Genomic DNA, 24,626 nt, shown 5'->3' on the forward strand with positions numbered 1-24,626 from the left:
TGAAAGGGAGGGAGCATGTTGGAATCGCCGATTAGAATGCTTGATGAACGTACAGACCAGGCAACAAGAAAAATGCTTGAGAAAGTAGTAGAAAGAAAACGAAAGTTTGACCGATTCAAGTCCTGGCATTTAATTGCCATGTGGGCGACCGTTTTTATATCTTTTTTATTCTTATTTTATCTTTATAAGAGTGTTATGCAGCCATACTCTTACTCATTTGCAGCCATGTTTTCGGCTTTTGTCAATAAGTCTGCTAATTTCTATATGCTTGTTTTTACAGTTGGCGTTTATGGGCTTATGAATCTTCTGAGAGAAAAAAGAGAGAAAGCAGAAAAAGAATTTCATGCACTAAGGTGCGAAATAATTGATAAGAGCAAGGATCTTTGGAAAAAAGAAGATGAATGGAAAAACCGCCATACCGTTTTCGAAATGATGAAAAAAAATTATGATATTAACCTTTATCATGAGAACAAATGAGAAAAGAAGCAGCCTGCCTGCTTCTTTTTTTAGGTATTTAGAAGAATTTCTTCTTATCCCGTTCTTCCTTAAGGATCTCCACGGCTTCTCTGAAGCGCTGGGAATGAATGATCTCTCTTTCCCTTAAAAATCGGAGTCCGTCATTAAGATCCGGGTCATCACTCATATTAATAATCCACTGATAGGTTGCCCTTGCTTTCTCTTCTGCGGCAATATCCTCGTATAAATCTGCAATGGGGTCGCCTTTTGCCTGGATATAAGTTGCTGTCCAAGGCACACCTGAAGCATTATGGTAAAACAGTGCGTTATCATGGTTAGCATAATGATCACCAAGACCAGCAGCTTTCATTTGATCAGGCGTAGCGTCCTTCGTTAATTTATAAACCATTGTAGCGATCATTTCCAAATGGGCGAATTCCTCTGTTCCAATATCTGTGAGAAGCCCGATGACCTTATCCGGAATAGTATAACGCTGATTCAAGTATCTTAGGGCCGCAGCAAGTTCACCGTCTGCTCCGCCATATTGTTCAATTAGGTATTTTGCCAGTTTGGGATTGCAGGTGCTTACCCTCACCGGATATTGCAGTTTTTTTTCATAAACCCACATTTATTCTCAGCCTCCTTTGGAAGTCTCTAGAAATCCTGACTGAGCGCCTCCGTATTATGAAGGCGCCTGAAATCGATTCTACACCTGCCATGGCCACGGGGGATCGTCCCAATTCCAAGGCTGTCCTGAATAGCTGTGGCCAAATTGCATTAACGGTCCATATTTGCTCTCTATGGCATTTCTGAGTTTTTTCCGTTCTTTAGCGTAATGGTTGAATTGCTGAATGGCTTCTGTATCATTGTTGTGAGTGTCAAGGTATAAAGTCAGCTCAACAAGAACAAAGTCTACAGCCTGAAGCTGTTCAAGAAGCTGATAATAGTCTGACGGCAATTGTTTCATCACTGCTGTACCTCCCTGGCTTTTTCATGGGGACTGTACCATGGATCATAGAAAGCCTTCCAAAGCGTTCCTGCTCTTAATGCCTGCATCGGCGTGAATTGTTCAAGTCCTGGCGGCTGGAATCCCATATAAAGGTTTGGAGGTGTGGAATATGTTTTTACCTTTATTGGAGTGCAAGGATCAAAGGGGCTTACATACGGGTGCCAGGTTTTACGGAGTGTATTCATCATAATCCCTCCTTTTTATGCGTCATTGAAATTTATGAGTAACACTGGGGTTTTATGATTGTATCCTCCAACAAAAAGAGGGAAAAGTTGAGTTATGTCGAAATTAGATGTTAGGTCTTTTTAATATTACTCTTGAGGTGATGGCAATGTTTGTGAAAAGTATCATGATCCCCAAACATAACTGTAAGACAATTGGACAGGATGCAGTATTGAAAGAAGCTCTGGATTTGCTGGAGACATACCAGATTGATGGGCTTCCAGTTTTGGATGGCGATCAATATGCCGGCATAATTACCAGATATGGAATTTATGAGAATTTCTTTATGTCAGGGAAATCTAAGGAAGATTACCTTGAAGGAACTATCGTTAAGGATATTGCCACACACCAGGAGCGATATTTACAGGGAAATGAAATATTTGAGAGAACACTGCTGGATTTAAAAGATTTTCCTTTACTTGCTGTATTGGGGGATAACCGCAAATTTCTGGGCATCGTTACCCGTTTTGATGTTCTGGCGCAATTCCAGTCTGCTTTCGGAACCAACAAACCTGGTGTAAGGATTGCATTTACCTCCGTGGAAGCGGAAGGGCGAATTGCCCGTTTGGCCGAAATAGCCCATTATTTTCATGAACACATCATATCCCTTGTTACTTTTGATGAAACAGATAAGCTGGTTCGCCGCATCGTAATGAAAGTAGAGAAAAACGATAATATGGATAAGTTTATCAGCCGACTTGAAAAATCCGGTTTCCGTGTTCTGGATATTACAGAAGATTAATGTATATATAGTCAACAAAATAATTCCCTCTCATACACTCTGTATGGGAGGGATTTTTATTGTTTGTAATTTTGTTGAAGCTGATGACAGGCTTTGTTGGCGGCATTTTATTTATTAAATTTTTTCCGGTATCTATTCCCATGGGGATTTCAGATATGATTGTGATCTTTGTGCTCGAGCCGGCAGGCTTTGTCTTGGGAATGACTTTTTTTCTTATTTCTTTTATAGCCAACGCAGAAATTATTAGGACGATCATCGAGTGGACTGCAGGAATATGCAAAAATATTAATTCGTTGAAAAGTAACAATGCATTGTTGGCGGCTGTACTGATTTTATTGCTAATTGGATGTTTTTTTACATTGTCAGTCCTTTCGCCATGGGAAGCATTTGCCCTTTTCTGTTTTTCGGCAATCTATGGTATTATTTCTTTAGATTTCAAGAAATTTAATTTTGCTGGGGACTAATGAAGGCAATTGATGGCGGGGGGATTTATGATATATTTAATTGCTTTAGCCTTTATTGGCGGTGCAGGTTTATTATTGTTTATGCTTAGGGAAGCATTTGCGGATAGAATTATATATAAGGAGCTATTCTTTCCTGAATTTCCGGAAAGCTTTGGTGAAATAAAGCTTTTTTTTATTTCGGATATTCATAGAAGGACAGTATCAGACAGCATAATCGCGGAGATAAAAGAGAGGAAGCCTGATCTGGTGATTATCGGCGGCGATCTTTTGGAAAAAGGCGTCTCTTTTGATAGAGTAAAGAAAAACCTGCTGGGTTTGAAGGAGTGCGGGCCAGTCTATTTCGTGTGGGGAAATAATGATTATGAAGCGGATTATCATCTGCTCGATGCACTTCTTCTGGACTGCGGGGTTAAAATTCTTGACAACACTGCCCGATCCTTTGAATCAGATGAAGGAGAGCGTTTTGTTTTGCTGGGAACTGATGATCTCAGCAAAGAAAGGGATCGGCTCGACCTTGCACTTGAGGATGCAGGCCCAGGGGGATTTCGGGTTCTCGTCAGTCATGATCCAAGGATCATTAATAGTATAAAAAAAGAACAAAATATTCACCTTGTCCTAAGCGGGCACACGCATGGCGGGCAAATACATATTTTTGGGTTTAGCCCATATGAAAAGGGGCGGATTAAAGAGCTGCCGCAAACAACAATTCTGATCAGCAACGGCTATGGAACAACTGGGATGCCTTTAAGGCTGGGGGCAAAATCTGAAACTCACTTACTCACCTTAAAAAAGCTGAGAAATGAGGCTGCAAAATAAAAACACATTCAGATTTTGCAATTCTTAGGGCCTCTAATATACTTTTTAAGCAGGGATAATCTTCTGAAATTAGTCGCTTTCCCGCGGGCTCGCGGACATGGCGATTTGATAATTAGCATTGAAGGGAGGGCTGGGTATGGCTAATGGTGAAGGAAAATATAATATAAAGGCCGTTTCTAAGATGCTCGGCATCCAGGCAGGAACCTTAAGAGCATGGGAAAGACGGTATCAAATCATTGCGCCGAAGAGAAATGAATCCGGCCATAGGCTGTACACGGAAGAGCATATCAAAATATTAAAATGGCTGATCAGGAAAGTGGATCAGGGTTTTTCCATCAGTCAGGCTGTTGCCCTTCTGGAAAACAAGGAATTAAATGCCGAGCCGCTTCAGATGGATAAAGAAGGTGACCGGTCGGCTGCCCTCTCTAATGAACTGCTTGAAGCTCTTCTTCATTTTAATGAATCAAAAGCGCATGATGTGATTAATCAGGCTTTTAGTTTCTACACAATAGATAAAGTTCTTATTGATATATTAGGATCTCTTTTAGTGAAAATCGGACACCTGTGGGAGGAGGGGAAAATAACCAGTGCTCATGAGCACTTTGCCTCGTCCATTTTAAGATCAAGAATAGGGATGATTCTGCATTCTTTTCCGCATAACGGAGTTCTCCCCAAGGTGGTCGCAGTTTGCGGACCTGGAGAAGCTCACGAATTAGGGCTCTTAGTCTTTACGTTATTCCTGCGCAGAAGAGGATTTGAGGTTGTTTACCTTGGGACAAGCATTGCTGATGAAGATATTGACACTGTAATTGAAGTGGTTAAACCCAAGTTTTTATTCCTGTCCTGTACAATGAAATCAATTGTTCCGGAAACCCTTAATCTTTCAGAGAGACTTACTGAGTCTTATGAAAATCTCCAGGTAGGTATTGGGGGATTCGGAATTGATTCCCTTAGTAATGAGGAAAAAAAGAAATATGAACAGTTTATTCCGGGCAGTTCTCCGAAAGAATGGGAAGAATGGATTAAAGAACGGCTCTCATAAAAAAGATCTGGCAGTTTGCCAGGTCTTTTCTTTTGGCTGTTTTGTATCTTATTTATTGAGTTGATTGCAGCTGGTGCGAGAATCTCGAAAATGCTTTCTTCATGCGGTGATTACTCAAAGAATCCTATTTAACTTTCTGCGGTAGCCGGGGCAGGTGAGATCCTCCGAAGCCCCGGGTATGCCAACCGCCGCCCTCCCGCGATTGACTTGGCATCCCTTCGCTGCAATCAACGCACAGCTAAAACAACTATATATTACGAAAATAGCCGTTCTTTTTTTTGTTACAGATAAAAGACGACTCACAAACTAAGCAATATTTCATACACTAAATCAAAGAGTTGGTTCAGGTCAGGGGGCTTACAATGCGCTTAGAACGTTTGAATTATAATAAAATCAAAATCTTTCTCACTTTAGATGACTTGAATGATAGGGGACTGACTAAGGAAGATGTCTTGAAGGACTCATTAAAATGGCATCAGCTTTTTCATGAAATGCTGGAAGAGGCAAGTGAAGAATTTGGTGTGGATATTCATGGCTCAGTTGCAGTAGAGATATTCTCCATGCAGGCACAGGGCATGGTGATGATTGTAACGATGGAGGAGCAGATGGATGAAGAGCTCCTTGAGGATGGTTTTATTGAAATGCAGGTAACTGTTGATGGCAGTGAAGATATATTATTCGAATTCCTGGATTTTGAAGATGTAATTCAAATGGCAAAAAGTCTGAACAGCGTGCAGATTGAGGCAGGCAGCCTATACTTTTATAAAGAAAAATATTATTACCATGCAGCAAATATAGAGGGAGAAAATATTCATCGAGTAATTGCCATATTAGCTGAGTACGGGGATTCAGCTTTTACCAGCATTCACGTTATTCAGGAATATGGGAAAGTAATTATCGAGACCAGCGCTGTAAAAAAGCTGGTTGAATATTTCTCATAAAGTGGAAGAGGGGAATCAACCTCTTTTTTTTAGGCCTTTATCGCAAAGTTTGTTGCTATTTGTATTATATTTACTGAGTTGACGTTCCTCGGGAGCAGCAGGAAAATGAGGCTCCGCAGACGCGTAGCCTTAGAAGCAGAAATCAAAGGACAGCATTGATACCTGAAACAACAATTTATACAAAAAAAGCCTTTTTGTTAAGAAGGCCATTATTTTGTACGATATCATACCAAATCTGAATTAATAGCTCATGAATTATATAAAAATTGGGTAAACCAAATATAGGTAAACAGCTGCAATAATATCATATATAAAGCTGTTTCTTTAAACAGCAGTAAAAGGCATTATCAGGATGTTTCTTTTGTACTCAAGCGGGAAAAGAAGTACTGTGAGAATACAGAAAATTCCCTTTAATATCAACGCTGTTAGCGTTTTCATGAAAATATCAAAAAATGCGGAAAACTGCTTTATTCTTCTTGCATAAATTAGGCAAAGGTGTATACTATTCCATGGAAGCGGACAACTAATGAAAGTGATTTTTCTAGGAGGTTTACAAATGGTAGCCGAGAAAGGTACTGATTCAAATAAAGCTGAAAAATTGGACGTTTTAAAGTCGACTCAAACGGTCATACATAAGGCTTTAGGGAAGCTGGGTTATTCTGATGAGGTGTATGAGCTTCTTAAAGAGCCAATTCGTATGATGACAGTGAAAATTCCCGTACGGATGGATGACGGAACAGTAAAAGTCTTTACTGGCTACCGGGCCCAGCATAATGATGCTGTTGGTCCTACTAAAGGCGGTATTCGTTTTCACCCGAATGTAACTGAAAAGGAAGTAAAGGCACTGTCGATTTGGATGAGCTTAAAATGCGGAATTGTAGATCTTCCATATGGCGGAGGTAAAGGCGGAATCGTCTGTGACCCGCGTGATATGTCCTTCGGTGAGTTAGAGCGGCTAAGCCGCGGGTATGTTCGGGCAATCAGTCAAATTGTGGGACCTACTAAAGATATTCCTGCACCTGATGTATTTACTAATTCGCAGATAATGGCATGGATGATGGATGAATACAGCCGGATTGATGAATTTAATTCCCCAGGTTTTATTACCGGTAAACCACTAGTACTTGGGGGTTCACATGGACGGGAATCAGCAACAGCTAAAGGGGTTACAATTTGCATTCGGGAAGCGGCCAAGAAAAAAGGCATTAATCTTGAAGGAGCAAGAGTTGTAGTTCAGGGATTCGGAAACGCTGGAAGTTTCCTTTCAAAGTTTATGCATGATGCCGGTGCGAAAGTTGTTGGTATTTCAGATGCTTATGGCGGTTTATATGACCCTGAAGGTCTTGATATAGATTACCTCCTGGATCGCCGTGACAGCTTTGGCACAGTGACGAAATTGTTTAATGATACTATTTCAAATAAAGAGCTGCTTGAACTTGATTGCGATATTCTGGTCCCGGCAGCCATAGAAAACCAGATAACGGAAGAAAATGCACATAACATCAGAGCTGGCATTGTAGTAGAGGCGGCTAATGGCCCGACTACTTTGGAAGCAACAAGGATCCTGTCTGAGCGGGGAATCCTGCTTGTCCCTGATGTACTGGCTTCTGCCGGGGGTGTAACAGTTTCTTATTTTGAATGGGTACAAAATAACCAGGGATATTATTGGTCTGAAGAAGAAGTAGAGGAAAAGCTTGAGAAAGTCATGGTTAAATCATTTGAAAATATCTATCAGACATCCCAAACCCGCCGTGTCGATATGCGTCTGGCTGCATATATGGTAGGTGTAAGAAAAATGGCGGAAGCTTCAAGATTCCGCGGATGGATTTAACTCTAAAAAGTAGAACATTTGAATAATCATAAAAAATCTCCTATCATAAACTGATGGGAGATTTTGTTTTCAATAAAGTTTGCTGCTGTGGAACATCAAAAAAGTTTAATTTGTTGAGTTGTTTGAAGCAGGTGCTGTCTTATCCTCTAAAATGCATCCGCCGCAGTATCCAGCTGGAGGCGGGGGAGTGAGCGGCAATCATTACTCTCTGCGGAAAGCTAGGCTGCCGAAAAACCAACAGACATTATTATAGCTAAGCTAATTATTTAGTAAGAAAGCCAGCAACATAAAAATTTTTTCATTTGCATAGATTTAGGAGTGAGGATCTTGGATATAGACGCTATTATTGTTGGGGGAGGACCCTGCGGATTGGCAGCTGCTATAGCCCTTCAGGAAGCAGGGAAAAACCCCCTTGTCATCGAAAAAGGCAATATTGTAAACGCAATATACCACTACCCAACACACCAGACTTTCTTCAGCACGAGCGAAAAGCTCGAAATTGGCGGTGTTCCCTTCATCACGGAGAATTACAAGCCAAAGAGAAATCAGGCGCTAACGTATTACCGAGAAGTGGTTAAAAGAAAGGGAATTAAGATTAATGCTTACGAAAAAGTGCTTAATGTAACAAAAAATCAATCTGAAGAATTTGAAGTACAAACTGATAAGAGACATTATACGGTCAAAAACGTCATAATTGCTACAGGTTATTATGATCATCCAAATTACATGGGAGTTCCCGGCGAGGATCTTCCAAAGGTATTTCACTATTTTAAAGAAGCTCACCCATTCTTTGATAAAGACGTAGCGGTTATCGGCGGAAAAAACTCAAGTGTTGATGCTGCAATAGAACTGGTAAAAGCAGGAGCCAGAGTTACGGTGATTTATCGCGGAAAAGAGTATTCACCAAGCATAAAACCATGGATTCTGCCTGAATTTGAGTCTTTAGTGAGAAATGGCGTCATAAAAATGGAATTCAACGCACATGTGAAGGAAATCAGTGAAAATAAGCTACTATATACTTTGGATGGCGAAACTTATGACATTAAGAACGATTTTGTGTTTGCTATGACTGGCTACCATCCTGATCACGCATTTTTAAGAAGTATGGGTATTCAAATAAATGATGAAACAGGGCGTCCCCAATTTAACACTGAAACAATGGAAACCAATGTCCCTGGAATATTTATCGCAGGTGTGATTGCTGCCGGAAATAATGCCAATGAAATTTTTATTGAAAATGGGAGGTTTCATGGCGGACAAATTGCTAAAGCAATTATTGAAAAAGAAAGCGGAAGCAAAAAAGGCTGATCATTTAAGATCAGCCTTCAGACTGTCGACAAACTCAATGAAAATTGAGCTTGTCTGCAGTCATTTTTGTTTTAAAATAGAAGTAATACGATACTTGAGGTGATTAAGATGCTTTCTAAACATAATCCAATTCAACGGGATCAAATCGAAATGATTGCATTAGATGAACTTGTCCCAGCGGACCATTTGGTTCGCAAAATTGAAGCGGCGATTGATTTTTCCTTTGTCTATGATTTGGTGAAAGATATGTATTCAGAAGTAGGACGCCCAAGTATTGACCCTGTTATCTTAATCAAACTCACATTCATTCAATATACCTTCGGTATTCGCTCCATGCGTCAAACAATTGAGGAATTGAAAACAAATATGGCCTATCGGTGGTTTTTAGGATACGGCTTCCACGATAAAGTTCCTCACTTCTCAACTTTCGGAAAAAACTATGAGCGCCGATTTAAAAATACCGATCTCTTTGAACAGATATTCTATCGAATTTTAAAAGCTGCAGCTGAAAAGAATTTAATAAGTGCAGAACATGTTTTTGTAGATTCTACTCATGTAAAAGCGAGTGCGAATAAACGGAAATTTGAAAAGAAAGTTGTTCGAAAAGAAACCCGTGCCTATCAACAACGCCTTCAAGAAGAAATTAATCGAGATCGTGAAGATCATGGAAAAAAGCCTTTTCCGCCAGATAAGTTTGATAAGGAAGAATTCAAAGAAACTAAGGAAAGTACAACTGACCCAGAGAGTGGATACTATGTAAAAGATGAGCGTACAAAACAGTTCGCCTATTCTTTTCACGCTGCCGCAGATCGCAACGGCTTTGTACTAGGCACAACTGTAACCCCTGGTAACACGCATGATAGTCATATTTTAGAGCCATTGGTAGAACAAGTCATTGAGAAAGTTAGTAAACCAGAAGCTGTTGCGGCCGACGCAGCCTATAAAACACCTGCTATCACGAGCTACTTATTGAAAAACGACATCACACCTGCTTTACCTTACACACGACCTCGCACAAAAGAGGGTTTCTTCAGAAAACATGAGTATGTTTATGATGAGCATTTTGACTGTTACATTTGCCCAGCTGGTGAGATATTAAAGTATAAAACGACTACAAAGGAAGGTTATCGTCAATATAAATCAGATCCGCGAATTTGTGCTGGATGCCCGTTCTTGTCTCAATGCACACAGAGTCAAGCGCACCAAAAGCTCATTCAACGTCATGTGTGGGAGGAACATTTGGAAGAGGCAGACCACCTTCGCCACCATCAAAACGTCAAAAAAATCTATGAGAAGCGAAAAGAAACAATTGAACGTGTTTTCGCAGATGCAAAAGAAAAGCATGGCATGCGTTGGACAACTTTAAGGGGACTTAAAAAATTGTCAATGCAGGCGATGCTTACTTTCGCTGCCATGAATTTAAAGAAAATGGCCAACTGGACTTGGCAAGGCCCAGTAATAGCCTAGAAGATGACCTCGGAGAGGTTTACAGTCATGAAAAAATGCTTTCAAGTCCAATAAAAAAGTAAAAAGGGTCCGGAATAAGGCTATTCCGAACCCCTTTTGTCTACAAACTGAAGGCTGATCATTTAAGATCAGCCTTTTCTATTATATCTGAAAAATCTCTTCGATATTTTGCCGTGTTTCCAATCCAATTAACAGTTTAATTCTTGCTTTTTGCCCATTAAGCCCATTTGAGAAAATCACACCCAAGTCCTTGAGGTGTTTCCCGCCTCCGTCATAACCATATACATCTTGTGCAATTCCATTAAAGCACCTGGAAACCAATACAATTGGTATGTTTTTTTCTGTAAGGGCTTTAATGCCCTCAATTGTAGCAGGAGGCAGATTTCCTTGTCCAAGTGCTTCAATTACTACTCCATCAAAATTCAAATAACCAATCGCGTGAAGCAATGAAGAATCCATACCGGCAAAGGCTTTAATAAGTGTGACATTTTTTACAATCTTATCCAAAGGATAGTATTCTCTATTTGTCGGCGCGTTATGAAATAAAACACCTCTCTTTGTGACTATGCCGATTGGCCCGTACTGAGGGCTCTGGAAAGTAGACACATTACTGGTATGTGTTTTTGTAACATTTTCTGCTGTGTGAATTTCATCATTTAAAACAACGAGGACCCCTTTATCCTTTGCTTCTTCACATGCAGCCACACGAATAGAAGAAATCAGGTTGTAAAGCCCGTCTGAGCCAATTTCATTACTGGATCTCATTGCACCTGTAACAACGATGGGAAATGATGTTTTCACACTCAAGTCCAAAAAGTAGGCTGTCTCCTCCAATGTATCTGTCCCATGGGTGATCACTACACTGCTAATCTCTTCCTTTGCAAGGCTATTTTCAATGATTTCCTTTAATTTAAGCATTTCCTTCGGAGTAATATGCGGTGAAGGAAGGTGGAAAGGCTCTTCAACAATTAATTCTGCAAGCGATAGCAGTTCCTTTGTTTTTTCAGTTAATGGATTATTATCAGTAGGCTTTACGGCACCTGTTACTGCATCCTCGCTCATTGAAATGGTGCCTCCAGTGTGTATAACAAGTATCTTTTTTTTCTCCATGTTAATCCCCCAATTTTTGCTTAGAAATTAAAATATAAATCGAGATATTTCATTTCCAATATTTGAATAATCATTTTAATTCTATCTATATCATGATACGATTAAGAAAACAGATTGAAAAGAGGATAGTTCATGCTGGGAATATTATCCGCTGGCATTGCGCCGGGACTGGCATTATTAAGTTATTTTTATTTAAAAGATCAATACGAGTCAGAACCTATATCAATGGTATTTAAAACTTTTTTATTTGGTGCTTTGCTTGTGTTCCCCATCATGTTCATTCAATATGTTTTAGAAGCTGAAGGGGTCCTGAAATACAGTTTAGCGGATGCCTTTCTGTCATCAAGCTTGCTGGAAGAATTTTTTAAATGGTTTATATTATTCTATACTATTTATCAGCATATAACTTTTGATGAGCCATATGATGGAATTGTTTATGGTGCCTCGGTATCACTTGGGTTTGCTACTGCAGAAAATATCTTCTATCTCATCGCGCTTGGTGTGGAACACGCACTTGGGAGGGCCTTGCTCCCGGTTTCCAGTCATGCTCTCTTCGGTGTTATCATGGGTTATTATATAGGAAAAGGGAAATTCTCGGCAACATCGACAAAAAAATGGATCGCCTTTTCACTTCTTGTACCATTTCTCCTTCACGGCATATACGACTATATTCTAATCTCCCTTAAACATTGGATTTATATCATGCTTCCGTTTATGATTTTCCTTTGGTGGCTGGGCTTAAGAAAAGTAAAAAAAGCTAGGGCACATAGCGAAAGCCATATGAATAATCAGATTGATGTACAGAAAACTCTCCATTCCTGATGGAGAGTTCAGTTTGTAGACAAAAGGGGTTCGGAATAGCCTTATTCCGGACCCTTTTTACTTTTTTATTGGACTTGAAAGCATTTTTTCATGACTGTAAACCTCTCCGAGGTCATCTTCTAGGCTATTACTGGGCCTTGCCAAGTCCAGTTGGCCATTTTCTTTAAATTCATGGCAGCGAAAGTAAGCATCGCCTGCATTGACAATTTTTTAAGTCCCCTTAAAGTTGTCCAACGCATGCCATGCTTTTCTTTTGCATCTGCGAAAACACGTTCAATTGTTTCTTTTCGCTTCTCATAGATTTTTTTGACGTTTTGATGGTGGCGAAGGTGGTCTGCCTCTTCCAAATGTTCCTCCCACACATGACGTTGAATGAGCTTTTGGTGCGCTTGACTCTGTGTGCATTGAGACAAGAACGGGCATCCAGCACAAATTCGCGGATCTGATTTATATTGACGATAACCTTCCTTTGTAGTCGTTTTATACTTTAATATCTCACCAGCTGGGCAAATGTAACAGTCAAAATGCTCATCATAAACATACTCATGTTTTCTGAAGAAACCCTCTTTTGTGCGAGGTCGTGTGTAAGGTAAAGCAGGTGTGATGTCGTTTTTCAATAAGTAGCTCGTGATAGCAGGTGTTTTATAGGCTGCGTCGGCCGCAACAGCTTCTGGTTTACTAACTTTCTCAATGACTTGTTCTACCAATGGCTCTAAAATATGACTATCATGCGTGTTACCAGGGGTTACAGTTGTGCCTAGTACAAAGCCGTTGCGATCTGCGGCAGCGTGAAAAGAATAGGCGAACTGTTTTGTACGCTCATCTTTTACATAGTATCCACTCTCTGGGTCAGTTGTACTTTCCTTAGTTTCTTTGAATTCTTCCTTATCAAACTTATCTGGCGGAAAAGGCTTTTTTCCATGATCTTCACGATCTCGATTAATTTCTTCTTGAAGGCGTTGTTGATAGGCACGGGTTTCTTTTCGAACAACTTTCTTTTCAAATTTCCGTTTATTCGCACTCGCTTTTACATGAGTAGAATCTACAAAAACATGTTCTGCACTTATTAAATTCTTTTCAGCTGCAGCTTTTAAAATTCGATAGAATATCTGTTCAAAGAGATCGGTATTTTTAAATCGGCGCTCATAGTTTTTTCCGAAAGTTGAGAAGTGAGGAACTTTATCGTGGAAGCCGTATCCTAAAAACCACCGATAGGCCATATTTGTTTTCAATTCCTCAATTGTTTGACGCATGGAGCGAATACCGAAGGTATATTGAATGAATGTGAGTTTGATTAAGATAACAGGGTCAATACTTGGGCGTCCTACTTCTGAATACATATCTTTCACCAAATCATAGACAAAGGAAAAATCAATCGCCGCTTCAATTTTGCGAACCAAATGGTCCGCTGGGACAAGTTCATCTAATGCAATCATTTCGATTTGATCCCGTTGAATTGGATTATGTTTAGAAAGCATCTTAATCACCTCAAGTATCGTATTACTTCTATTTTAAAACAAAAAACATACTAAGATTAGTAGTGCTGACCAAGGCATTGGTTGGCACTACTATTTTTTTATATAGTAGAAGTGAAGAATAGGTCGTTGCAGTCTTAGGATCTTAGAATCCGTACAAAAAACTGACCTTCTTCACTTACCTTATTCGAATCAGGTTTAAGTATGTTGGATCCTTGAGATCGTGTATAAGAAATGGGAGTCGATAAGAGTAAGTGAGGGAACTTCAAAACTTTTTTGGGGGAAATAACGTGAAACATGTCATCGCATTTGATGTAAGTATGGGCAAAAGCTACATGGTAATTTACAACACACTAAAAAAGTGTATTTATGAAGGAGAAATCAAGCATTCACGGCCTGAATTTGAAAACTTAAAGAAGAGGATCGACAGATTAACAGAAGGTTATGGTGAACAGCCACATATTGTATTTGAATCAACTGGGGTCTATTCCAGGCAATTGGAGCGGTTTATGAATGTAAATGGTTTTTCCTATTGTTCCTTGAATCCCCTGGAAGCTAAGCTCCAGTGCGACTCCTTGAGGATCCACAAAACGGATAAGAGTGATGCCCACCAACTTGCCCTTACCCACTTTTCAACGCAAAGGACTAATCGAAATGGCACAGAAGATCTTTTTCTCCAATTGAAGTCGCTATCCCGATTTTACAGTGAACTTGATGACGAGTTATCCGTAACACGCAACCGCATGCATAAAGTTATTCAGCTAACCTTTCCGGAACTGGAAAAAATCTTTACAACCAAATCAGAGCTATTCCTCAATATTGTTCAATTGTACCCACATCCAGACTTGGTGCTCCAACATTCAAAAACGGTTATAAAGAACAAAATCCGGACAAACACTGATAAGAATATTTCTACCGCAAGGGCTGAAAAAAAAGCTACTCAATTGCTTGAAGCAGCGCATTTATCATTTCCTGCCGTTTCGTCAACCGATGTCCTGTGTAGCCAGCTGATATCTTACGCTAGGCGTTACCAGGAACTCCTATCCATGAAAGAAAGGTGTATCGAGGACATGGCGCAACTAGCAGAAAGCCGGGCTGAATACCATATTCTCCTCAGTTTCCCGGGGATTGGCTCAAACACCGCAGTACGTCTAATGGCAGAAATAGGGGATATTAGACGTTTTGAAAACAATAAGCAGCTAAACGCATACGCTGGTATTGATATTCGCCGTTACCAATCAGGTAAAACCTTTTACAAGGACAAGATTAATAAACGTGGCAATAAGCATTTACGTAAGCTCCTTTTTATCATTATCCAGAACATGATTAAACTACGCCGTTTCAGTCAAAACCATATTGTTGATTATTACGATAAATTAAAAACGCAACCCTATAACAAGTGCCATAAGGTTGCATCCATTGCCTGTGTGAATAAGCTTTTGAAGATTATCTTCCACCTTATTACACACAATATGAACTATGACTTCCGGTTAGCCACCCAATCATAGTTTAGTACATAATACCACAAAGGCAGGTCTAGTTAAAAAACGCGAAATCACTAGGCCTATTAGGTATACCTATAAATCTGGCCCCTCTTCAAACACAACGTTGAAGGGGATTCATTTATACAGAAAATAAATTAACGGTTTAAAGGTGCTTGACTAATCGTAAGAAAGACTGCAGACAAGCTCAATTTTCATTGAGTTTGTCGACAGTCTGAACTCTCCATTCCTGATGGAGAGTTTTTTATTTTGACTTGTAACCTTTATAAATGACTCAAGTTTTTGAATAAAAAGCCAGTGACTACAAAAAATAGGGTCAATGAAAAAAGATTGACTTTTGGAGGTTATAATCCATGAAAAAGAAATTTATGGCAGGAAAGGTTTTACTCATAATCTCCCTTTGTGTTCTGGGGATTCCATTGAGCGGGAATATGGAAAAAGCCAGTGCCTTTTCAAATCAGGTGATTCAGCACGGGGCTGTAGGTGATGATGTTATAGAACTTCAATCCCGTCTGCAGTATTTAGGCTTTTACAATGGTAAGATCGATGGTGTGTTTGGATGGGGAACCTATTGGGCGCTAAGGAACTTCCAATATGAATTTGGACTTCCTATTGACGGGCTGGCAGGCCAGGTAACAAAAAATAAGCTGGTGAAGGCCTCAAAATACAATGAACAGTTTGTGAAAGAACAAATTAATAAGGGGAATAAATTTACCCATTATGGAGGGGTAGATACTGACAAGCAGACCAAGCCCCAGCAAGGAGCAACAGGGGGAACGTCACAGCAGCAAGCTCCCAAGGAGCCCGCTCCTAAGCAGCCCACTGCTTCAAATGTGCCAAATGGATTCTCGGAAAATGATATCCAGCTAATGGCCAATGCGGTCTATGGAGAATCAAGAGGAGAACCGTACACAGGCCAGGTGGCAGTCGCTGCAGTCATTTTAAACCGTGTAAACAGTGCTTCATTCCCTAACACTGTTTCTGGTGTCATTTTTGAACCCCGCGCTTTTACCGCCGTTGCAGATGGTCAAATATGGTTAACACCGAATGAAACGGCCAAAAAGGCAGTCCTTGATGCGATTAATGGATGGGACCCGACAGGTGAGGCGCTGTATTACTTTAATCCGGATACCGCTACTAGCGGATGGATATGGTCACGGCCGCAAATCAAGCGGATTGGGAAACATATATTCTGTAAATAGAGGGGTGAATAATCATGCTTAGAGGTATTCTTATAGCAGTACTTGCGCTGGGTGTTGCCGGTACAGCATTTTGGGGTTATCAGGAACATCGCGAGAAAAATGCAATACTTATTAATGCTGAAAATAATTATCAAAGAGCATTTCATGATTTAACTTACCAGGTCGACCTATTGCATGACAAAATCGGAACAACTTTAGCGATGAATTCGAGAGCTTCACTTTCTCCTGAATTGGCAGAAGTATGGAGATTGACTTCAGAAGCACACTCGGATGTGGGGCAGCTGCCTTTAACACTTCTTCCTTTCAATAAAACTGAAGAGTTTTTATCAAATATCGGTGATTTCAGTTATCGGACAGCAGTAAGAGATTTAGAGAAGGAGCCATTAACGGATAAGGAATACCAGACGCTCAAACAGCTTTATAAGCAATCTGCTGATGTTCAAAAAGATTTGCGTAAAGTACAGCATATGGTGCTTGAAAAGAATTTAAGATGGATGGATGTGGAAATGGCTCTCGCTTCTAATAAAGAACCTGCAGATAATACAATCATAGATGGATTTAAGACTGTGGAAAAGACAGTGGAAGGCTATGGAGAAACAGACTTTGGACCCGCATTTGTTAATATGCAGAAAAAGGATGAAAACTTTAAATATCTTAAGGGCAAAGAAATAACAGAAGAAGAAGCTGCCCGTATTGGTAAGCACTATGCAGGATTTGGCAAGAATGCGGATATCAGAGTGACGGAAAACGGCAAAGGATCAGATTACGGATTTTTTAGTGTCAGTATCCAAGACAAAAAAACAAAAAAAGAAGCAAATATGGATATTACCAAGAAAGGCGGCTATCCAATCTGGTTTATTCTGGATCGAAAAGTGGCAAAACAGAAAGTAAGCCTTAATGAGGCAAGCAATAATGCTGTTAAATTTCTGAAAGACAATGGCTTTAAAGACCTCGATTTATTTGAAAGTGCTCAATACGATAATTTAGGTGTATTCACATTTGTTTCCAATCAGGATGGAGTAAGAATTTATCCCGACTCGATTCGTGTGAAGGTTGCGCTCGACAATGGAAGGATGACGGCTTTTGCAGCTGAGGATTATTTGAAATCACATCACCAAAGAGAAATTCCTGATGCTGGGATTACTAAAGAAGAGGCAAGATCCAAGGTGAACCCGCAGCTGAAGGTTATGGAAGACAGGCAGGCAATAATCATTAACGATTTGAATCAGGAAGTTTTATGCTATGAATTGTTGGGTACAATGGGTGAAGATACCTACAGAATATATATAAATGCAGAAACAGGACAGGAAGAAAAAGTAGAGAAGCTAAAGAATGCAGAACCAATATATGAAGATGTCGTGTAAGAAAGCCGGATAGGCTTTCTTTTTGTTTACTGTAATTCAGAGCTAATTCTGCAGCAGATGAAAGTGTATTTTAGGTCTTTTTACCTAATAAAATTAAAAATCTTATTGCAGGATTCATATATAGCATTCATAATTAAATGGCAGGATTATCCTTTTGTTAAAGGAAGTGTGGAAGTGTGATAAATATTGGAGAAACATTGATGCTCGAATTGACGTACTCTGAAAAACCTGAGAAGTATAAATGCAAGCTTGCCGAAAGAGAAGGAAATAATTTATATATCGATTATCCTATAAATCAGGAATCAAATAAAACGGCATTTCTGGTCGATGGTACACAATTGAAGGCTACCTTTCTGGCTGAGGATGGAACAGTGTACCTCTTCGAAAGCGAGGTTCTGGGAAGGGTTAAGCAAAAGATCCCGATGATGATTTTATCGTATCCCGGGGATGAACATTTAGTCAAAATTCAAAGGCGGCAGTTTGTGCGGGTTGAAACACCTGTTGACGTTGCAATCCATCCCGTAAATAATGAGTTTGCTCCTTTTGTATCTGTTACGGATGATATAAGTGCAGGCGGGGCTGCAATCATCGCTAAAAGGGGCTATTCCTTAGAAGCCAATATGAAAATAATTACTTTTTTTGTATTAGCCATGCAGAACGGTGTGAATTATTATTTGAAGCTTAAAAGTAATATAATAAGAGTCTCTGAACCCAGAAATGGCAAATCGCTTATTTCAGTACAATTCATGGAAGTAAGCCCGCAGGACAGGCAATTGCTTCTCCGATTCTGTTTTGAAAGGCAATTGGCCATGAAGAAAAAAGGCCTGGAAATCTGAAGAAAGGAATATTTTTTATATACATCTCTCATAATAGATGATGAAGTCCAGTGACTAAATTTTTTTCCAGTTGGAGAGATGGCAATGATGAAAGTGGTAGAGAGGATTATTCTTAAGTTAATAATTGTGCAATTTGTGTTCCTGCTGATTACTCAGTTTTTCTTTCATCATATGGAGGCTTTCCCGGAATTAAAGCAGTTGACACAGTATGAAGGTGTGACAGATCAGAATTTTTCTGAGCTGCTTGAAACTTTCAGTAAAAATAATTAGCAGGCTGGTGCCTGCTTATTTTTTGTGGTGAAATATTTCAGGACTATTTGATAAAATTTGCAAGACTTAAAAAACAGCTTATTTATGCACTGATCCAGACTTAATATGGTAAAATAAAGCGGAATCAACCTGGTGAAAAAACAGCCAGGGTTACAGGAGGAACTATGAGTAAACGTATATCAATTGCAATTGACGGTCCAGCTGCTGCAGGGAAAAGTACAGTAGCTAAGATCGTAGCAGAAAAATTATCTTACATATATATTGATACTGGTGCCATGTATCGCGCCTTGACTTATAAAGCGATTCAGAAAAATGCAAGCCTTGAAGATGAAGGTTCTCTTATGGAGATATTAAACAATACCGTTATTGAACTGCATCCAGGTGAAAAAGGGCAATCAATTTATCTGGACGGACAGGATGTGACAGCCGAAATCAGAACTTCCGAGGTGACGAATTCTGTTTCCGTTGTTTCCATGCACAAGCTGGTTAGGGAAGAAATGGTATCACGCCAGCAAAGCTTTGCGTTAAATGGAGGAGTGGTAATGGATGGCCGGGATATCGGAACCCATGTCCTGCCCCATGCAGAAGTGAAAGTCTTCCTTCTTGCCTCTGTAGATGAAAGAGCTTTAAGACGGCATAACGAAAATATCCAAAAGGGATACCCATCTGACCTGGACAAGCTGAAGGAGGAAATCTCACACAGAGATAAGCTGGACTCTGAACGTGAAATAGCCCCTTTGAAAAAAGCAGATGATGCAATAGAAATTGATACAACTGCTTTATCAATTGGACAGGTAGTTGATAAGATAATGGATCTGGCTATTGAAAGGATTGGTTAAGAGTGAATCTCTATACTTTTGCCAAGGCAGTGGTTTATGGAGTTCTTAAACCCATTTACAGATTTGAAGTAATTGGAAAAGAGAACTTTCCTGCTGAAGGGGGCGTCCTTTTATGCTCCAATCATATAAATAATCTCGATCCTCCGGTAGTGGGCATAAATGCTCCAAGACCAGTCTATTTTATGGCAAAGGAAGAGCTTTTTAGAGTGCCGGCGCTGGGGAAAATTCTTCCGGATCTAAATGCTTTTCCTGTCAAAAGAGGAATGAGTGACAGAGAAGCATTAAGAAAAGGGCTTGGAGTTCTAAAGGAAGGAAATGTTTTAGGGCTGTTTCCTGAGGGTACTAGAAGTAAAACGGGACAGCTGGGAAAAGGGCTGGCCGGAGCAGGTTTTTTTGCTCTAAGGTCGGAAGCGCATGTCGTTCCCTGCGCCATTATTGGTCCTTATAAAGCTTTTTCAAGATTAAAAGTTGTTTACGGGAAACCAATTGATATGAAAGAACTAAGAGAAAGAAAGGCTTCGGCGGAGGAAACCACCGAAGTAATTATGTCTGAAATCCGTAAGTTAATTGAAGATTACTCATAGACCTTCTTGCTTGACAAAAAACTTCTTTTGTAAGAAGTTAGTAAAAAGGCATTTTTTTAAAAGGCGAAAATATTCGAACAATAAGGCTGTCCTTTACTGAACAATTTTATACTCCAAAACAGTTGAAAAAAGCCTGCAATTAATTAGCCATTCGAGTATTTCTGCTGCTGACACAGGGTTCTTGCCTGGATGGCAGGCAGATGAATACAGAAAAAATTTGAAAGCAGCCATTGGATTAAGGAGGAATACATATGTCAGAGGAAATGAATCAAGTAGAAGTTAAAAATTTTGAGGTGGGTGACAAGGTAAAAGGCCAAGTTACCAAGGTTGAAGAAAAGCAAGTCATTGTTGACCTTGCTGATAGCAAACTGGATGGGATTATCCCAATCAGCGAGCTTTCAAGCCTTCATATTGAAAAAGCTGGCGATGCGGTTTCAGAAGGAGACGAACTCGAGCTTGAGGTTTTAAAAGTCGAGGAAGATGCTCTTATTCTTTCAAAACGTAAAGTTGATGCTGGTAAATCATGGGAAACTCTCGAAAAGAAATTCAATGAAGGCGAAGTTTTTGAAGCAGAAATAAAAGATGTAGTAAAAGGCGGATTAGTAGTAGACCTGGGTGTACGCGGATTTGTTCCTGCATCCCTGGTTGAAGCTCATTTTGTTGAAGACTTTACTGATTATAAAGGCAAAACGATGACGTTTAAAATTGTTGAGCTTGATAAAGATAAAAATCGCCTGATTCTTTCTCATCGTGCTGTAATAGAGGAAGAAAAAGGCAGACAGAAACATCAAGTGCTGGAATCCCTTCAGGCAGGCCAGGTTTTGGATGGAACAGTGCAAAGAATTACTGACTTTGGAGCCTTTGTTGATATTGGCGGAATCGATGGACTTGTCCATATCTCCCAGCTATCCTATGAGCATGTAGAAAAGCCTTCGGATGTTGTTGTGGAAGGCCAAAAAGTTAAAGTGAAAGTATTAAGCGTAGACCGCGACAATGAGCGCATTTCTCTATCCATTAAGGAAACTCTTCCGGGACCATGGGATAATATCAGCGAGAAGGCTCCTAAGGGCAGCACTCTTGATGGAACAGTAAGAAGACTTGTTTCATACGGAGCATTTGTTGAAGTTTTCCCAGGTGTTGAAGGCCTGGTTCATATTTCTCAAATCGCACATAAACATATCGGAACTCCTCATGAAGTTCTAAGCGAAGGACAGGAAGTGAAAGTGAAGGTTCTTGATGTTAACGAACAGGATCAGCGCCTGTCATTGAGCATAAAAGACCTTCTTGAAAAAGAGCAGGAAGAAGTGACAGATTATGAGCTTCCTGAAGAAACAAAGGGCTTCTCGCTTGGTGATATGATTGGCGATCAGCTTAAGAATTTAAAAAAGTAATGGTGATAAATAGTGTCCAGATCAAAACGTAAATGGGATCATATCCAGCATGCTTTGGCTACTGGCCAAAGCAGCAATACCGGTTTAGCGGATATTGTTTTTATTCATCAAAGCCTTCCTGATGCGTTTCTTGATCAGGCAGATTTAGGCACATCAATTGGCGAACTTTCATTAAGTTCGCCAATTTTTATAAATGCCATGACAGGAGGCGGAGGAGAAAGAACGGTTCAAATTAACCGCGATCTTGCCTTTGCTGCCAAATCAACAGGCCTTGCTATGGCAGTAGGGTCTCAAATGTCTGCACTTAAGGACCCAAGTGAAGCAGAATCCTACCGAGTTGTCAGAAGAGAAAACCCCCGGGGAATTATTTTTGGCAACTTAGGAAGCGAAGCTACAATCGATCAGGCTAAAGCTGCTGTGGATATGATTGAAGCGGATGCACTGCAAATTCATTTAAATGCTGTACAGGAATTGACCATGCCGGAAGGGGACAGGGATTTTCGAGGTGCATTAAAAAGAATTGAAAAGATCGTCTCTCATTCTGAAGTTCCGATAGTAGTAAAAGAAGTCGGGTTCGGCATAAATAAAGAAACAGCTTCCATGCTTGCATCGGCCGGCGTTGCAGCAATTGATATCGGCGGATATGGCGGAACAAATTTCTCCCGTATTGAAAATGCAAGAAGAGATAGACTGTTATCGTTTTTCGATGAGTGGGGAATCCCGACAGCTGTCTCCATTGCAGAAGCTGCATCTTTGGAAGCTGGCATCGATGTCATTGCTTCCGGGGGCATCCGGACAAGCCATGAAATAGCAAAGGCAATTGCTCTTGGTGCAGGAGCTGCAGGGATGGCTGGATTCTTTTTAAAGGTTCTAATAAAAGAAGGACTTGAGGCCCTTATTGAAGAGATTAACAATATTCATTCCGAATTGAAGATGATTATGACCGCTTTGGGGGCAGAAAGCATCGCCGGGCTCCAGCAGTCACCGATTATCATAGCTGGAAAAACTCATCATTGGCTGAACGAACGCGGCATTGATACTAAAGCATATTCCTTGCGGACCATACGAAAATAGCTCCCGTCATACGACGAGAGCTATTTTTTCTTTCTGGCTTCATCGCATCACAAAGCGATGAAGCTTTTGTTTATTAACTGTATTTTGAATCATTCAACGATCTGGCTTCTTCGGGGCTCTGCATTTTGGCAGCTCCGGGATAATGAAGTGCCTGGTCACGGTCGGATTCCACTTTTCCACTGTTCTTCAGCTTTTTTTCCTGTCTGTCTTTGCCCATATTAAACACCTCCATGTTATTAAGATGAAGTGAGGGCAAGAGAATTATTCAAAAAGACATCTGGGATTCCAAAGATATAATGCTTTTAAACTTGCAGGGTTAATTAACATATGAAGTAGCCATAATGGAAATGATAGGAGGGAGAGTATGGAAGGTATAATTTTCTATTGGATTTCCTGGATGGTTTGGATTATAGCGACTTTTTTTATGGATCGAACTAATAAATACAGGTTTTTATTGTCTGCCTGGATCTTACTCTTTATTATGCTATCACCCTGGACAATTAATATCTTCAATTTTAAAACTGGTATGGCTGGCCTTTTTCTGCTTGTATCGCTTTATGTTTTTGCAGGGAGACTAAAAGGACGGAGCAAGCTTTATTTTCTGTTTTGCACATTCATCCTGATGATGGCCTATGTCACATTTCACCTTTTTGAACTGTTTGATCCTGTTTGGGTGATGTTCTCCCGGAAATGGATGCTTTCAGTCCTTCTGGTTTATATGGCTGTACTCCTGCAAAAAAACAGAATGCTCAGGCTGCCTTTAATATTGCTCGGGGGCATCCAGGGGGAAGTGCTATATGCAATTATCATAAAATCATTTTCCTTTCCATATACGATTGGATCTTTGGCTTTTTTGGATATTATGGCCATTTCAATTTCCATATCGGCTTTATGGATTGCCGTGCACTGGGCGGTGAAATATATTGAAGCCAACTTTAAACATCTTGAAAGGGAGAAACAAAAATTATCATGAGTGAATATACATACCCGATTCTTTTTGGTCTGGCGGCTGGAACCTTGACCCGAATTTATATGCTTCGGACCGATTACCGGCAGTACCCTACATACCTGCATGGGAAAATAATACATGTAGCACTGGGGTTTATTGCTGCGGGCCTTGGAACGGTGGCTATTCCTTCAATAATGGAGGAAGACTTTACAGCCATCACCTTTCTGACTCTTGCTGCATCCCAGTTTAGAGAAGTCAGAAATATGGAGCGAAACACACTGACTGAACTGGATAGCTATGAAATGGTTCCGAGAGGCAAAACATATATAGAAGGCGTAGCAATAGCCTTTGAAAGCAGGAATTATCTTGTAATATTCACATCCCTGCTTAGTACACTGGGATTTCTCCTGTTTAATATATGGGGAGGTCTTGCGGCTGCAGGTCTTGCCATTATGATTTCCATGAAATTAATGTCGGGAGGAAAGCTGAAGGATATTGTTGATATTGAGTTCGTAGAGCCGCGTTTTGATGGAGCGGGCTTGTATGTGGACAATATTTACATTATGAATATAGGCTTGCCTGAAAGACAAGAGGAGGTGCTCCGGTATGGGATGGGTTTCATTTTAAATCCAAAAAACTTCAATGCCCGATCCACTATAGCCAATCTCGGACAAAGGCAGGCAATATTGCACGATGTATCTACGGCTTTGGGTGTTTACCGGGATTCCGGAACTCCTGCGCTTGTTCCGCTGGCAAAAAGGGATCTGGATGACGGGCGTGTAGGGGTATTTGTATTGCCTCAGGAAAAGGATATAAATAAAGCCCTAAAAATCATCGAAGCAGTCCCAACACTTGAAAATGCAATTAGGATGCCTACTGAACGGCAAACGAATGGGAAAGGAAGTTAGCG

27 protein-coding genes are annotated in these 24,626 nt (G+C 40.2%); 21 read left to right on the plus strand and 6 right to left on the minus strand.

Annotated elements, in window-relative coordinates; translation table 11 throughout:
• Positions 1 to 18 precede the first annotated feature (18 nt).
• Positions 19 to 477 (plus strand): YpbF family protein, encoded by a 459-nt coding sequence (locus NSQ49_RS19835; protein WP_159868657.1) that lies wholly within the window; start codon positions 19 to 21, stop codon positions 475 to 477.
• Positions 478 to 514: 37 nt separating this feature from the next.
• On the opposite strand, the gene cotJC is transcribed toward NSQ49_RS19835, so the two are convergent.
• The 3 genes from cotJC to NSQ49_RS19850 all read right to left on the minus strand — a co-directional run bounded on the left by cotJC (position 515) and on the right by NSQ49_RS19850 (position 1,650).
• Entirely contained in the window at positions 515 to 1,084 is a 570-nt protein-coding gene (gene cotJC, locus NSQ49_RS19840) for a spore coat protein CotJC (RefSeq protein WP_159868625.1), read from the minus strand.
• Between the two features lie 78 nt (positions 1,085 to 1,162).
• Positions 1,163 to 1,423 carry a spore coat protein CotJB gene (locus NSQ49_RS19845; RefSeq protein WP_159868659.1) on the minus strand — a complete coding sequence of 87 codons (261 nt, stop codon included), beginning with the start codon at positions 1,421 to 1,423 and terminating at the stop codon, positions 1,163 to 1,165.
• Positions 1,423 to 1,650, minus strand: a complete 228-nt coding sequence (locus NSQ49_RS19850) for a spore coat associated protein CotJA (RefSeq protein ID WP_159868661.1) — start codon at positions 1,648 to 1,650, stop codon at positions 1,423 to 1,425. Before NSQ49_RS19850 ends, NSQ49_RS19845 begins: the two co-directional genes overlap by 1 nt.
• A 146-nt stretch (positions 1,651 to 1,796) precedes the next feature.
• On the opposite strand from NSQ49_RS19850, the gene NSQ49_RS19855 reads away from it, so the two are divergent.
• From NSQ49_RS19855 to NSQ49_RS19890, 8 genes are all read left to right on the plus strand, one after another.
• Entirely contained in the window at positions 1,797 to 2,429 is a 633-nt protein-coding gene (locus NSQ49_RS19855; protein WP_251284426.1) for a CBS domain-containing protein, read from the plus strand.
• 59 nt (positions 2,430 to 2,488) lie between these two features.
• On the plus strand, positions 2,489 to 2,893 hold the full coding sequence (locus tag NSQ49_RS19860; RefSeq protein ID WP_159868631.1) for a hypothetical protein: 405 nt from the start codon (positions 2,489 to 2,491) through the stop codon (positions 2,891 to 2,893).
• A gap of 27 nt (positions 2,894 to 2,920) precedes the next feature.
• Positions 2,921 to 3,709 carry a metallophosphoesterase gene (locus tag NSQ49_RS19865; RefSeq protein ID WP_251284405.1) on the plus strand — a complete coding sequence of 263 codons (789 nt, stop codon included), beginning with the start codon at positions 2,921 to 2,923 and terminating at the stop codon, positions 3,707 to 3,709.
• 136 nt (positions 3,710 to 3,845) lie between these two features.
• Positions 3,846 to 4,751, plus strand: a complete 906-nt coding sequence (locus NSQ49_RS19870) for a MerR family transcriptional regulator (protein ID WP_251284404.1) — start codon at positions 3,846 to 3,848, stop codon at positions 4,749 to 4,751.
• Positions 4,752 to 5,113: 362 nt separating this feature from the next.
• Positions 5,114 to 5,692, plus strand: coding sequence for a genetic competence negative regulator (locus NSQ49_RS19875; RefSeq protein ID WP_159868640.1), 579 nt, complete (start codon positions 5,114 to 5,116; stop codon positions 5,690 to 5,692).
• A gap of 556 nt (positions 5,693 to 6,248) precedes the next feature.
• Complete coding sequence (locus NSQ49_RS19880; RefSeq protein ID WP_159868643.1) at positions 6,249 to 7,523, plus strand: Glu/Leu/Phe/Val family dehydrogenase; 1,275 nt, start codon at positions 6,249 to 6,251, stop codon at positions 7,521 to 7,523.
• A gap of 327 nt (positions 7,524 to 7,850) precedes the next feature.
• On the plus strand, positions 7,851 to 8,831 hold the full coding sequence (locus NSQ49_RS19885; RefSeq protein ID WP_285870547.1) for a YpdA family putative bacillithiol disulfide reductase: 981 nt from the start codon (positions 7,851 to 7,853) through the stop codon (positions 8,829 to 8,831).
• A 108-nt stretch (positions 8,832 to 8,939) separates the two neighbouring features.
• Entirely contained in the window at positions 8,940 to 10,298 is a 1,359-nt protein-coding gene (locus NSQ49_RS19890) for an IS1182 family transposase (protein ID WP_159871981.1), read from the plus strand.
• A 141-nt stretch (positions 10,299 to 10,439) separates the two neighbouring features.
• On the opposite strand, the gene NSQ49_RS19895 is transcribed toward NSQ49_RS19890, so the two are convergent.
• Positions 10,440 to 11,408: an asparaginase gene (locus tag NSQ49_RS19895; protein WP_251285003.1), complete on the minus strand. Its 969-nt coding sequence runs from the start codon at positions 11,406 to 11,408 to the stop codon at positions 10,440 to 10,442.
• Positions 11,409 to 11,540: 132 nt separating this feature from the next.
• Here NSQ49_RS19895 and prsW point away from each other — a divergent pair, with 132 nt between their 5' ends.
• Positions 11,541 to 12,230, plus strand: coding sequence for a glutamic-type intramembrane protease PrsW (prsW, locus tag NSQ49_RS19900; RefSeq protein ID WP_159864411.1), 690 nt, complete (start codon positions 11,541 to 11,543; stop codon positions 12,228 to 12,230).
• A 119-nt stretch (positions 12,231 to 12,349) separates the two neighbouring features.
• Here the strand turns inward: prsW and NSQ49_RS19905 are convergent, their stop codons facing one another.
• On the minus strand, positions 12,350 to 13,708 hold the full coding sequence (locus NSQ49_RS19905) for an IS1182 family transposase (RefSeq protein ID WP_159871981.1): 1,359 nt from the start codon (positions 13,706 to 13,708) through the stop codon (positions 12,350 to 12,352).
• Between the two features lie 287 nt (positions 13,709 to 13,995).
• Here NSQ49_RS19905 and NSQ49_RS19910 point away from each other — a divergent pair, with 287 nt between their 5' ends.
• From NSQ49_RS19910 to fni, 9 genes are all read left to right on the plus strand, one after another.
• Positions 13,996 to 15,213, plus strand: coding sequence for an IS110 family transposase (locus tag NSQ49_RS19910; protein ID WP_159871966.1), 1,218 nt, complete (start codon positions 13,996 to 13,998; stop codon positions 15,211 to 15,213).
• A 347-nt stretch (positions 15,214 to 15,560) separates the two neighbouring features.
• Positions 15,561 to 16,409 (plus strand): spore cortex-lytic enzyme, encoded by an 849-nt coding sequence (sleB, locus tag NSQ49_RS19915; RefSeq protein WP_251283645.1) that lies wholly within the window; start codon positions 15,561 to 15,563, stop codon positions 16,407 to 16,409.
• Positions 16,410 to 16,423: 14 nt separating this feature from the next.
• A complete protein-coding gene (gene ypeB, locus NSQ49_RS19920) occupies positions 16,424 to 17,773 on the plus strand; it encodes a germination protein YpeB (RefSeq protein ID WP_159864405.1) in 1,350 nt (449 codons plus the stop codon).
• Positions 17,774 to 17,949: 176 nt separating this feature from the next.
• A complete protein-coding gene (locus tag NSQ49_RS19925) occupies positions 17,950 to 18,609 on the plus strand; it encodes a flagellar brake domain-containing protein (RefSeq protein ID WP_159864402.1) in 660 nt (219 codons plus the stop codon).
• Between the two features lie 84 nt (positions 18,610 to 18,693).
• Positions 18,694 to 18,879 (plus strand): YpfB family protein, encoded by a 186-nt coding sequence (locus NSQ49_RS19930; protein ID WP_396398581.1) that lies wholly within the window; start codon positions 18,694 to 18,696, stop codon positions 18,877 to 18,879.
• A gap of 164 nt (positions 18,880 to 19,043) precedes the next feature.
• Entirely contained in the window at positions 19,044 to 19,718 is a 675-nt protein-coding gene (gene cmk, locus NSQ49_RS19935; RefSeq protein ID WP_159864399.1) for a (d)CMP kinase, read from the plus strand.
• Between the two features lie 2 nt (positions 19,719 to 19,720).
• Positions 19,721 to 20,302 (plus strand): lysophospholipid acyltransferase family protein, encoded by a 582-nt coding sequence (locus NSQ49_RS19940; RefSeq protein ID WP_159864396.1) that lies wholly within the window; start codon positions 19,721 to 19,723, stop codon positions 20,300 to 20,302.
• Positions 20,303 to 20,553: 251 nt separating this feature from the next.
• Positions 20,554 to 21,693: a 30S ribosomal protein S1 gene (gene rpsA, locus NSQ49_RS19945; RefSeq protein ID WP_159864393.1), complete on the plus strand. Its 1,140-nt coding sequence runs from the start codon at positions 20,554 to 20,556 to the stop codon at positions 21,691 to 21,693.
• A gap of 12 nt (positions 21,694 to 21,705) precedes the next feature.
• Positions 21,706 to 22,767, plus strand: a complete 1,062-nt coding sequence (gene fni / locus NSQ49_RS19950; protein ID WP_251283644.1) for a type 2 isopentenyl-diphosphate Delta-isomerase — start codon at positions 21,706 to 21,708, stop codon at positions 22,765 to 22,767.
• 73 nt (positions 22,768 to 22,840) lie between these two features.
• Here fni and NSQ49_RS19955 read toward each other — a convergent pair whose 3' ends face one another.
• Entirely contained in the window at positions 22,841 to 22,984 is a 144-nt protein-coding gene (locus NSQ49_RS19955) for a YpzI family protein (protein ID WP_113884518.1), read from the minus strand.
• A 147-nt stretch (positions 22,985 to 23,131) separates the two neighbouring features.
• Here NSQ49_RS19955 and NSQ49_RS19960 point away from each other — a divergent pair, with 147 nt between their 5' ends.
• Positions 23,132 to 23,740 (plus strand): YphA family membrane protein, encoded by a 609-nt coding sequence (locus NSQ49_RS19960; protein WP_251283643.1) that lies wholly within the window; start codon positions 23,132 to 23,134, stop codon positions 23,738 to 23,740.
• Positions 23,737 to 24,624, plus strand: a complete 888-nt coding sequence (locus tag NSQ49_RS19965) for a YIEGIA family protein (RefSeq protein ID WP_251283642.1) — start codon at positions 23,737 to 23,739, stop codon at positions 24,622 to 24,624. Before NSQ49_RS19960 ends, NSQ49_RS19965 begins: the two co-directional genes overlap by 4 nt.
• The last annotated feature ends 2 nt before the right edge of the window (positions 24,625 to 24,626 follow it).

The sequence above is a fragment of the Cytobacillus sp. FSL R5-0377 genome (genome assembly GCF_038004385.1).
Classification (GTDB): domain Bacteria; phylum Bacillota; class Bacilli; order Bacillales; family Cytobacillaceae; genus Cytobacillus.